10 protein-coding genes and 3 pseudogenes are annotated in these 10,395 nt (G+C 70.4%); 3 read left to right on the plus strand and 10 right to left on the minus strand.

From position 1 onward, the window contains the following. Positions 1-120: 120 nt before the first annotated feature. Positions 121-360 (plus strand): annotated as a pseudogene (locus ACFXBC_RS14325) (transposase); the annotation flags it as partial. A 67-nt stretch (positions 361-427) separates the two neighbouring features. Here the strand turns inward: ACFXBC_RS14325 and ACFXBC_RS14330 are convergent. Beyond that, entirely contained in the window at positions 428-790 is a 363-nt protein-coding gene (locus ACFXBC_RS14330) for a VOC family protein (RefSeq protein ID WP_385023285.1), read from the minus strand. A gap of 79 nt (positions 791-869) precedes the next feature. Between ACFXBC_RS14330 and ACFXBC_RS14335 the strand changes: the two are divergent. Further along, positions 870-1,124, plus strand: a pseudogene (locus ACFXBC_RS14335) (WbqC family protein); the annotation flags it as partial. A gap of 48 nt (positions 1,125-1,172) precedes the next feature. Here ACFXBC_RS14335 and ACFXBC_RS14340 read toward each other — a convergent pair. From ACFXBC_RS14340 to ACFXBC_RS14355, 4 genes and pseudogenes are all read right to left on the minus strand, one after another. Further along, on the minus strand, positions 1,173-1,382 hold the full coding sequence (locus ACFXBC_RS14340) for a DUF397 domain-containing protein (RefSeq protein ID WP_385023287.1): 210 nt from the start codon (positions 1,380-1,382) through the stop codon (positions 1,173-1,175). A 27-nt stretch (positions 1,383-1,409) separates the two neighbouring features. Further along, a complete protein-coding gene (locus ACFXBC_RS14345) occupies positions 1,410-1,619 on the minus strand; it encodes a DUF397 domain-containing protein (protein WP_385023289.1) in 210 nt (69 codons plus the stop codon). After that, positions 1,601-2,441, minus strand: a pseudogene (locus ACFXBC_RS14350) (helix-turn-helix domain-containing protein). Before ACFXBC_RS14350 ends, ACFXBC_RS14345 begins: the two are co-directional and overlap by 19 nt. 126 nt (positions 2,442-2,567) lie before the next feature. Then, on the minus strand, positions 2,568-3,914 hold the full coding sequence (locus ACFXBC_RS14355; protein ID WP_385023291.1) for an MFS transporter: 1,347 nt from the start codon (positions 3,912-3,914) through the stop codon (positions 2,568-2,570). A 150-nt stretch (positions 3,915-4,064) separates the two neighbouring features. On the opposite strand from ACFXBC_RS14355, the gene ACFXBC_RS14360 reads away from it, so the two are divergent. After that, entirely contained in the window at positions 4,065-4,955 is an 891-nt protein-coding gene (locus ACFXBC_RS14360) for a LysR family transcriptional regulator (RefSeq protein WP_385023293.1), read from the plus strand. A 105-nt stretch (positions 4,956-5,060) separates the two neighbouring features. Here the strand turns inward: ACFXBC_RS14360 and ACFXBC_RS14365 are convergent, their stop codons facing one another. From ACFXBC_RS14365 to ACFXBC_RS14385, 5 genes are all read right to left on the minus strand, one after another. After that, positions 5,061-7,574: a SpoIIE family protein phosphatase gene (locus ACFXBC_RS14365; RefSeq protein ID WP_385023295.1), complete on the minus strand. Its 2,514-nt coding sequence runs from the start codon at positions 7,572-7,574 to the stop codon at positions 5,061-5,063. 154 nt (positions 7,575-7,728) lie between these two features. Next, on the minus strand, positions 7,729-8,133 hold the full coding sequence (locus ACFXBC_RS14370) for an ATP-binding protein (protein ID WP_385023297.1): 405 nt from the start codon (positions 8,131-8,133) through the stop codon (positions 7,729-7,731). A 302-nt stretch (positions 8,134-8,435) separates the two neighbouring features. After that, positions 8,436-8,843, minus strand: a complete 408-nt coding sequence (locus ACFXBC_RS14375) for a (deoxy)nucleoside triphosphate pyrophosphohydrolase (RefSeq protein WP_385023299.1) — start codon at positions 8,841-8,843, stop codon at positions 8,436-8,438. A gap of 76 nt (positions 8,844-8,919) precedes the next feature. Beyond that, entirely contained in the window at positions 8,920-9,102 is a 183-nt protein-coding gene (locus tag ACFXBC_RS14380; protein ID WP_385023301.1) for an SPOR domain-containing protein, read from the minus strand. Positions 9,103-9,424: 322 nt separating this feature from the next. Next, positions 9,425-10,177, minus strand: coding sequence for a GntR family transcriptional regulator (locus ACFXBC_RS14385; protein WP_385023303.1), 753 nt, complete (start codon positions 10,175-10,177; stop codon positions 9,425-9,427). Between the last annotated feature and the right edge of the window lie 218 nt (positions 10,178-10,395).

Raw genomic sequence — 10,395 nt, forward strand, 5'->3', positions numbered from 1 at the left:
ATGACCAAGAAGGACATCGTCCGCTGCCTGAAACGGTTCGTCGCCCGCGAGGTCTACCGACACCTGCCCCACCCCCAGATCACCACCGAACAGCTCACCCAAGCTGCTTGACGATCTATAGGAGCTTCCACGAAGATCCACCTCGCCGCCGACGACCGCTGCCGCCCACTGGCCTTGCACCTCACCGCCGGACAGGCCGGTGACGCGCCCGCCTTCACCGACGTCATGGCCCGCCTGCGCGTTCCTCGTCGGCGAGGACGGCCCCGCACCAGGTCGGACCTGGTCCTGGCCGACAAGGCGTACTCCTCCCGCGCGATCCGCGAGCACCTGCGCAAGCGCGGCATCCGGGCAGTGATCCCCGCCACCGTCTGTCTGGCCGGACGCTACATCGCCGGTACCTTCCCCTGGTCTGCCCGATCCTTCATCCTCAGACGTGACTGTGGACGTTGATGACACTTCCGTCGGGTGCCTGAACAAAAAAACGTCGGATTCCCCATGGTTCCGTGGTCAAGGGATAGACCACCTGGTACGCCTGGCGCTCGGCTGCGGCGTACGCGGCGTCAACGTCCTCGACTTCGACCGCCAGTGTCGAATAGGCGGTGTGCGGGTCCCATGAATCTGCGGCAGGGGAGACCACGGTCATCTGTGCCGTCGGGTTACCGGGCGAGGCCAACATCAAGAAGCCGGGCTCGTCCATGCGCACGTCCATGCCCAGGAAATCGCTGTAGAAGCTTCGGCTCTCTTCGATGTCCTGGGTGACGACGTTGGGCATGATGCGACGGATCGTCATACTCGCACTGTAGCGGAGGACGCTCCCACAGCTTGATCCGAACGAGAGGCTCCAGTTCCGCCGCGACGGCAGAAGCCCGCACTGGTCCACGCCCGCTGCCGTGATCGCACCCGTCCTGGAACTGCCGGCGGTTACCGATCGCACGGCTGTGATCGCGGAAGCCTCCACCCGACTTCTGCTCGACCTGCTCGGCTGGCGAGGCTCCGTCGTCCACAGCAACGCACACCCCGTCCGCGACGGCCGCTCGGAGAGAGTCGTCGACCTGGCGAGGGCGGTCAGCGCCGACTCGTACCTGTGCGGAACCGGTGGGGCTCGCTACCTACGCACTCGCTGAACGTCGAGTAGAAGGCGGAGCTGGGAACACCGGCGGGGGAATGTGCGGTCAAGCCCTCAACTCGCCGTCCCGCAGCGCGGAGACGAACGACGACCAGCGGTCCGCGGCGAAGGCGAGCGCAGGACCGTCCGGGTTCTTGCTGTCACGGACCGGTACGACTGCGCCACAGCCGTCGGCAACCTCAAGGCAATCGCCTCCCGTCGAATTGCTGAAACTGCTCTTACGCCACCTGATGACGCTCAGATCGAGGGGTCGCACGGCACTTCCTCCTAGACGCGCAGAGGGTCAAGCCCTCAACGCTCCGTCCCGCAGCGCGGAGACGAACGACGACCAGCGGTCCGCGGCGAAGGCGAGCACAGGGCCGTTCGGGTTCTTGCTGTCACGGACCGGTACGACTGCATCACAGCCGTCGGCAACCTCAACACACTCGCCGCCATCCTGATTGCTGTAGCTGCTCCTACGCCATGCGGCGGCGCTCAGCTCGATGGATCGCACGGCAGTTCCTCCAACATGCGCAGGATGAGTTTCCGCGACTCGGCTGGTGTCAGGGCCAGGTCACGAACGGAATCGTACCTGAGCTGCAAGTTCTCAACAGTGCTGATTTCTTCGATGAGTTCGCCACCCAGCCCGTTCTCGACGTACGCAACCGTACGCCCCTCCGGCAGCCGGAGAAATATCAAGGTCACGTTCGCCAGACCGTGCAGCCCGGCACTCATCGGCAGTACCTGGAGCGCCACTTTAGGGCGCTCGGCCATCTCGGCCAGGTGCTCCAGCTGCTCCCTCCATGCCTTCACATCGCGGCAGGGTGTGCGCAGCACCGCCTCGGAGAGAATGGCGCGGAAGGGAGGTGCAGCTGCACCCTCCAGGAGATCCTGTCGCCCCATTCGGGCCGCCACCTGCTGTTCCAGTTCGCTGCCCTCGGAGCCGCCGCTCTCCAGAAGCTCGATGGCGTACCCCGGGGTCTGCAGAAGTCCCGGCACTACGCCTGGCGCGAAGTGCCACAGGCTGGTCGCGTCCGACTCCAGGGACATGTACTGCCGGTACCGCTCACGGAACTGCGTACGGTCCCCCGAAGCCAGCTCCCAGGACCAGCAACAGCCCCTGCGTACCGTAGTAATGGTCCAATGCCTGGACGACTTCGGGCCCGCCCAGCGTCTCGCCCTTCTCCATCTTCCCGAACAGCGAGTAGTCCCAGCCGAGCCGTTCGCCCAGCTGCCGCAGATTGACGCCCCGCTCGGCGCGCAGTTTCCGTAACTCCTCCGCGAACCGCTGACGCGGCTCCTTGCTGCGGCTCGTGACAAGGCGTCGCTGTGGCATGGCGCTCCTTCCGGGGCGCCCTTCCCACCCGGACGGTTTCCACCGTAACGCCCCCACTACGCACCGTAATTCATCGAAGGCGGGCCCGTCAGCGGAACCGGCGCCGGCTCACGCGCCGGGGTGACGTCAGCCGGGAAGGCGGACCACCAAGGCGACGAGTACGAGCACGGCCACCCCCATGCACGCGGACCCGGCGACCGTCGCCAGCGCGCGCAGCCGGGGCCGGTCGCGCCACCAGGTGCGTACCGGGGCCGTGTCGCACGCCCACACCAGGCACAGCAGGGCCGCCAGCACGGCGCCCAGTGCGCACACCCCGTTCCAGCCGGCGTGCGCGTGGACCACGCCGACCAGGGCCGAGCCGATCGCGCCGCCCGCGAAGTAGCAGGTCATGTACGCGGAGGTGATACGGCCACGGGAATCGGGCCGCAGGGCGTAGATCAGTGACTGGTTGGTGATGTGTACGCCCTGGTGCGCCAGGTCGAGCAGGACGATCCCGGCGATCAGCGCGGCCAGGCTGTGCGCCCCCAGCGCGAGCACGCCCCAGGAGACGAGCAGCAGCAGGGCGCTCGCCACCGTGGTCAGGCCGGTCCGGCCGCGGTCGGCCAGCCGGCCGGCCAGCTGGGCGGCGATCGCCCCCGCGGCGCCGGCCAGGCCGAGCAGCCCGATCTCGGCGTCCGGCCAGCCGTAGCCGGGCCCGGAGAGCAGGAAGGCGAGGGAGGTCCACAGCGCGCTGAAGCAGGCGAAGGCCAGCAGGCCGATCAACGCCCTTACCCGCAGCACCGGTTCCTCCACCAGCAGCCGGGCGGTGGAACGCAGCAGCCGCGGGTAGGTGAGCCCGGCGGATCCGCGGTAGCGCGGGAGCGCCCGGTGGAGGGCGGCGGTCAGGAGGAGCATCGCGACGGCTGCGGCCCAGTACACCGTGCGCCAGCCGCCGACCGTGGCCAGCGCCCCGGACGCGGTGCGGGCGAGCAGCATGCCGAGTACCAGCCCGCTCATCACCGTACCGACGGCCCGGCCGCGCTGTCCGGGGGCGGCCAGATCGGCGGCGAACGGCACCAGGACCTGCGCCGTCACCGACAGCAGCCCGGTGAGCGCGGTACCGGCCAGGAGCATCCCGGTGTTCGGGGCGGTCGCGGTCAGCGCCAGCGAGCACGCCGTGGCCAGGGTCAGCCCGCAGATCAGACGGCGGCGCTCCAGCAGATCGCCCAGCGGCAGCAGCAGGACGAGACCGACCGCGTAGCCGATCTGAGCGACTGTCACCACGAGCGAGGCGCCGGTGGACGACAGCCGCAGTTCGCGGGCGATGGTGTCGAGGAGCGGCTGGGCGTAGTAGTTGCTCGCCACACAGAGGCCCACGGCGACGGACATCAGCAGCAGCGTGCCGCGTCCCGCACCCGCGGAGGCGTCCGGGGGCGGACGGAGCTCCGGGGTGCCTGGCGGGGAGAGCGGTGGCGGGGTCGGGGAGGAAGCCATGTCCGTTTCCTTCCGGGAGTGCTCGTACGCGGGCCCTCGCGGAGCACCTGCGGAGCGGGGCGGTTCCGGCTCCCGTTCAGCCTGGCCGGGCAGCCAGGATGAGTCCAACAGATGGTTGCCATCACAGCGATCGCGAATCACGATGGATCCATGGAACTGCGCCAGCTCGCCTACGCGATCGCGGTCGCCGAGACCGGGAGTTTCACCCGCGCCGCACACCGCTGCTTCGTGGTGCAGTCGGCGCTCAGCCACCAGATCGCCCGCCTTGAGGACGAGTTGGGCACCCGCCTCTTCGAACGCACCAGCCGCCGGGTGCGGATCACCCCCGCGGGCGAGGCGTTCCTCGGACCGGCCAGGGAGGCCCTGGCCGCCGTCGAGCGGGCTCGCGGTGAGGTGCTCGCGTGCGGCGGCGAGGTGCGCGGGCGGCTGAGTATCGGCACCATCACACCGCTGGCCGCCGTGGACCTGCCCGATCTGCTCGCCGCCTACCGGGACCGGTATCCGGCGGTACGGGTCACGCTCCGCGCCCGTCTGGTCAGGGACCTGGTGCGGGAGGTGCGCGAGCACACCTGCGACATCGCCTTCGTCGACGGCGGGCCGCAGAGCCTGGCCGGGCTCGCGGTGCGGGTCCTCGCGTACGAGGAGCTGGTCGCCATCGTCCCGCACGGGCACCGACTGGCCGGGGCGCCCCGGACCACCGCGGCCGGGCTGGCGGACGGGCCCATGGTCGACATGCCGCCGGGGTCGGGCATCCGCCGCCACAATGACACCGCGTTCGCCGCGGCCGGCGCCCCGCGTACGGTCGCCTTCGAGGCGGACACCATGGGCCTGCTGGAACAGCTGGTGGCGCGCGGCCTCGGCACCGGGCTGGTCTCCGCGCCCACGGCCGCCCGGATGGCCGGGGTGAGCACGGTGGCCGTCAGCGATGTGCCGCCCCGGGCGGTCCAGGCCGTCTGGCTCGACTCCGGGGCGTCACCTGCGGCGCGCGCCTTCCTCCAGCTGCTGCGGGAACGGACACCGGACGCGCCGGTACCAGAGTGAGCGGGCGGGCGAGCGGGGCAGGGCCACCCGCGCCCACCGCGCCTCCCCCGGCGCCCTCTCCGTAGGTGCCAGGCGCCGTCGTCCTCAGTACAGCTCAGCGCCCTCTCAGTACATGCTCAGCAGCTGCTCCACGCTCAGCTCGGGGGTCGGCGCGCCGTCCGGCAGGGCGAGTTCGAACCAGACCGTCTTCCCGCGCGGGGTCCGCCGCGAACCCCAGGCCGCGCTCAGCATCCCGACCAGCTGGAGCCCACGGCCGCCCTCGTCCGTGTCACGGGCGCGGCGGCGGCGGGGCTGGACCAGGCCCGCGTCCCAGACCTCGCAGACCAGGGTCCGGTCCAGCAGCAGCCGGAGCCTGATCTCGCCCTCGCCGTACCGCAGGGCGTTGGTGACGAGTTCGCTGACCAGGAGTTCGGTCGTATCGGTCAGATCGTCCAGGCCCCAGGCGGCCAGCTGTTCCCGGGCCAGCTCGCGGGCCCGGCCCACCGAGCGCGGTTCACGCGGCAGCTGCCAGTCGCCCACCGCGTCGGACGGCAGCCCCTGGATACGGGCCATCAGCAGGGCGATGTCGTCCTCGCCGTGCTGGGTGTCCAGCGTGCTGAGCACATGGTCGCAGACGTCTTCGAGCGGGCGCTCCGAGTGGGTGAGGGCGTCCCGGAAGGCGCTCAGCCCCTCGTCCAGCGGGTGTTCGCGGGACTCGACGAGACCGTCGGTGTAGAGCGCGAGGAGCGCGCCCTCGGGGATCTCGACCTCGACCTCCTCGAACGGTTCGCCGCCGACGCCCAGCGGCATGCCGGGCGGTACGTCGAGCAGCAGCGCCGGTTCGCCCGGTTCGACCAGGACGGGCGGCAGATGTCCGGCGTTGGCGAAGGTGCAGCGCCGGGTGACCGGGTCGTACACCGCGTAGACGGCGGTCGCGAGATAGACCTCGGAGAGGTCGGCCTCACGGGTCTTGTGCGCGGCGCGCGACGCCTGCTGGGCGCCGCTGGGAGTGCCGAGACCGCGGGCGATCTCGTCCAGCGCTTCGAGGACTTCGGCGGGCTCCAGGTCGAGCAGGGCCAGCGTCCTTACGGCGGTGCGCAGTTCACCCATGGCGACGGCGGCCCGCAGCCCGTGTCCCATGACGTCGCCGACGACCAGGGCCGTACGGTGTCCGGGCAACTCGATGACGTCGAACCAGTCGCCGCCGACCTCGCTCGCCGTGTTGCCCGGCAGATAGCGGCAGGCGATGTCGAGCCCGGCCGCCTCGGGGTCGCCGGGCGGCAGCAGGGAGCGCTGGAGTATCAGGGCCCGCTCGTGCTCGCGCCGGTAGAGCCGGGCGTTGTCCATACAGACCGCGGCGCGCGCGGCCAGTTCCACGGCCAGCGAACGGTCCCGCTCCCCGAACGGCTCGCTGCCCTTCGTACGGGAGAACTGCACCAGGCCGACCACCGTGTCGTGGGCGACCATCGGCACGGCCAGGGTGGACTGCACATGGCTGCCGGGCGAGCCGGGCACCGAACGGACCTTGCCGGTGCGCAGGGCGCTCGCACACGGCGAGTGGAAGGCGTAGCGGTGGACGGCGCCGAGTGTCGGCCCGTCGTCCGAGCCCTTCAGCAGGACGTCGGAGACCGCGCTGGCGTAGGCGACCCGGCGCAGCTCGGCGCTTCCGTCGGCGCTGCCCTTCGGGGCCTCGTCACCGGCCAGCAGCCCCTGGTAGAGGTCGACCGACGCCAGGTCGCAGAAGCCGGGTACGGAGACGTCGAGGAGCTCACGCGCGGTGGTCTCCAGGTCGAGCGAGTTCCCTATGCGGGCGCCCGCCTCGTTGAGCAGGGCGAGGTTGCGCCGGGCATTGGCGGCCTCGCGGGCCGCGACATGACGGCGTGTGACATCGGTGCCGAGTCCGGCGACCCCGATGGGGACGCCCGCCCCGCCGTGTACGCGGTAGAGGTTGACCGACCAGTGCCGGCGCTCGGACGAGCCCGGCGGCGAACCGATCAGCTGGAGGTCGGTGACGGGGCGTCCGGTCTCCAGGACCCGCTTCAGCGCCGCGGTCATCCGGTCGGCCTCGGCGCGGGCGAGATAGTCGTGGACCGTACGGCCGCGGTGCTCCGCCACCTCGTCCCCGAAGAGCTCAGCGAACCGCTTGTTGACCCGGCGCACGGTGAGGTCGGGACCGAACAGGAGGAAGCCGAAGGGAGATTGGCCGAATATGGCCTGCGAGGAAGCGAGGTCGGACTCGATGCGCCGCAACACCCTGACATCGACGACGATGCAGACGGCTCCGCGTCCGCCGTCCGCCGACTCCGTGGGCATCACATACAGCTCGGCGAGCCCCTGGGTCTCCGGCCGGTCCGGCATCCGGAAGGGGACGAGACCGGTCCACTCCTTGCCGTCGAGGATCTCGCCGACCCTGCCGTGGCCTCTGCCGCGGACCTCCGGGGGCAGGAAGACCTCGACCGGGTCCACGCCCACGGCGTCCCGGGCGTCCACTCCGAACAGCTCTTCGGCCCGCTTGCTCCACTGCTCCACCAGTCCGTCGGCCCCGATCGAGAACGACGCAACCCTGATGTAGTCATAGATCGAACCGGGCGGACTGCTCTGCCATACGACATCGCCCGTCGCACCGGATATATCGCTCACGCGACCGTCCCCTCCAGCTCACCACGCACCGAACCGACCAAGGTGGCACCCGCAGTATTCAGCACTACGGACCGAACCGGCACGGCGTTCACTATCACAGCACGGTCTCAGTCACTTTCGGACACTCCAGCTGCGATCGAGTCCCACCCCTCTCCTAACCAGGCTGGGCCAGCTCGAACCACACGGTCTTGCCCGATCTGCCGCGCGCCGTCCCCCAACGCTGCGCCGAGCAGGCCACAAGCTGCAACCCCCGGCCGCCCTCGTCATCGGGGCCGGCCGTCCGCTCGGCGGGCGGATCCGGATGCGGATCGGAAACCTCCACCCGGAGCGTGGCTTGATCCAGTCGCGCGACCCGGACGCCGATGGGACCGGACGCATGCCGCATGGAGTTGGTCACCAGCTCACTGACCAGCAGCGCGGCGACGTCACCGAACTCACCGTCCAGCTCCCAGCCGCGCAGCGCGTCCCGGACAGCACGGCGGGCGACGCGTACGGCATCCGGCTTGGCGGGGAAGGACCACTCGGCGCATTCGCCTTCGGTGCCGATCAAGCCGATCACTTCCCCGGGCCGACCATGGACATGCGCTCTGACAGTTCGGCGGCTCCGGCAGTTCTGACAGCCCTGACAGCTCTGGCAGCTCTGACAGCTCTCGCAAAAAGCCGCTAACCAGCACATACCCTGTATCGGGCTCAGATATCGGCCATACCGCGCCAGATGACATACAGGGGCACGAACGGCCCACATGAAAGCCCGGACCGGTGCCCAGCAGGCCGGAATCAGCCGTGCGGCAGGCCGGATCATCCATGCGGCAGGCCGGAATCAGCGCCCACAGCCCGGTTCAGCCGTCCAGCAGGTCCGGCTCAGCCGTGCAGCCCGGCTCTCAGCCGGCGTGCCGCTTCGGCCACGGCGGGGCGGTCCTGGTCGAGCCAGTCCACGGTGTCGATCTCGTCCGGGCCGAGCCAGCGCAGCGCGTCGTGGTCCTCCAGCGGACGGACCTCACCCGAGACCAGCCGCGCGGTCCATACCTGCAGCACCAGCCCCCGGCCGAGCGGCCACGCGCCGGGGATGCGCTCCAGCGGTTCCGTCTCTACGCCCAGTTCTTCGCGCAGCTCACGCACCAGCGCCTGCTCGGCGCGCTCCCCCGGCTCGACCTTCCCGCCGGGCAGCTCCCAGCGCCCCGCCAGCTCGGGCGGCGCGCTGCGGCGCGCGGCGAGCAGCCGCCCCCGGTCGTACAGCGCTCCACCCACCACGACACGATCAGCAGCCATGGTGCGAGCCTACCGAGGCCGTCCGGACCCTCACCGGGGCCGGGCGGGTCCCCGGTCCACGCCTGCGTCGGGCCTGCTACTGCACGCTCTGGCCGATACGTTCGATCCAGTACATCTGCCGGTGCCCGCGGGCACCGAGGGTGTCGGCGGTCTTCTGCGCCTCGTCCCGCGTCGCGTACCTTCCGACGCGATAGCGATTGCCGTTGTCGTCCTCACGTATCACCTGCCACAGGAGCATGGCGTTTGTGCTGTCCGTCATCGCGTGCCCCCGTCGTACGCCGGCGTGCAGGCCATTTCTGATCCCCAGGAAACCGCAGTCCGCATATGCCCGAGCCTACGCCTGACCCTTACTGACTGATTACGTGTTTTCACAAAGAGGTACGCATCAAGCCACTCTGCAATTTCCATTGAGCACGAGACGGAGCGTCAGACGGCCGCCGGGCACATCGCTCACACACTCCGGACACACACTCCGGGCATGACGAAGACGCCCTGACGCCCACCCAAAGGGGCAGATGTCAGGGCGTGTTCAGGCGGGACCCGGCCAACTCCCCTTCAGGGGCGGCCACCGGTCCTGCGGTTCACTTCACCGGCAGGTGGTACGCGACGCGGTAGCGGTCGGCCGGGACCACGATGTCCGCCGTCTCCACCGCCCGCCCCGACGCGTAGTACGTACGGGAGATGACGACCACCACATGACCGGGCACCCCCCCGAGCGCGAGCAGCTCCTCGGCCAGTCCGGGCCGGGCGCCGACCTCCTCCGTGACGTTGTCGACCACGACGTCGATCGCGGCCATCCGCTCCACGACGCCGCAGCCGCCGAGTGGACCCTCCTCGGGGAGCATCACCGGCGTGCGCCCGGTGATCGCCAGTGGCTCCCAGGAGGTGGACAGCATCATCGTTTCGCCTGAGTCGCGGTAGACGTACCGCGTGCGCATCACGCGCTCGCCCGCCTGGATGCCGAGCCGCAGCGCGATGTCGGTGCCCGCGGCCTCCTGCTCGCTGCGGGACTCCCAGGTGCCGCGCACGCTCTCGTCGGCCTGCTCCTGGCGGAACGGTGTCGCGCCCTCGGGCAGCCGGTAGCCGGAGCGGGCGATACGGCGCGGGACGAGCCGCTCCCGTACATACGTGCCGGAGCCGGAGCGGCCCTCGACCAGGCCCTCGGCCATCAGCACCTTGCGCGCTTCGAGGGCCACCGTGTCGGAGACCCCGTACTCCTGCCGGATCCGGGCCTGCGAGGGCAGTCGCGTATGCGGTGGCAGCGAGCCGTCGGTGATCTTCTGCCGAAGATCACTCGCGACACGCAGATAGGCCGGCTGCTCACCGAAAGTCACTGGCCACTCCCATGCAGGTTGACAGACCGCAACAGCGTGACAACCGTGGGTTGTTGACCGCAAGCAGGGGCCAGGGTTTCACCCGAAGTGATGAAATTGCGTCTGTTCCCGCCGGGAGTACGGCGGCCCCGCGACCGCGGATGCGGCGTGCGGCACACCCGCGCCCCCCGCCCCCCCCCCCCGCGCGCCGCGCGCGCCCCCCCGCGAGTGAGATTCCG

This window comes from Streptomyces sp. NPDC059398, assembly GCF_042751845.1.
GTDB lineage: Bacteria > Actinomycetota > Actinomycetes > Streptomycetales > Streptomycetaceae > Streptomyces.

Excerpts from the sequence above, each read along its gene's own strand:
- ACFXBC_RS14380 (WP_385023301.1), bottom strand. The coding sequence starts at position 9,102 with ATGACGGACAGCACAAACGCCATGCTCCTGTGGCAGGTGATACGTGAG.
- ACFXBC_RS14330 (WP_385023285.1), bottom strand. The coding sequence starts at position 790 with ATGACGATCCGTCGCATCATGCCCAACGTCGTCACCCAGGACATCGAA.
- ACFXBC_RS14355 (WP_385023291.1), bottom strand. The coding sequence starts at position 3,914 with ATGGCTTCCTCCCCGACCCCGCCACCGCTCTCCCCGCCAGGCACCCCG.
- ACFXBC_RS14360 (WP_385023293.1), top strand. The coding sequence starts at position 4,065 with ATGGAACTGCGCCAGCTCGCCTACGCGATCGCGGTCGCCGAGACCGGG.
- ACFXBC_RS14375 (WP_385023299.1), bottom strand. The coding sequence starts at position 8,843 with ATGGCTGCTGATCGTGTCGTGGTGGGTGGAGCGCTGTACGACCGGGGG.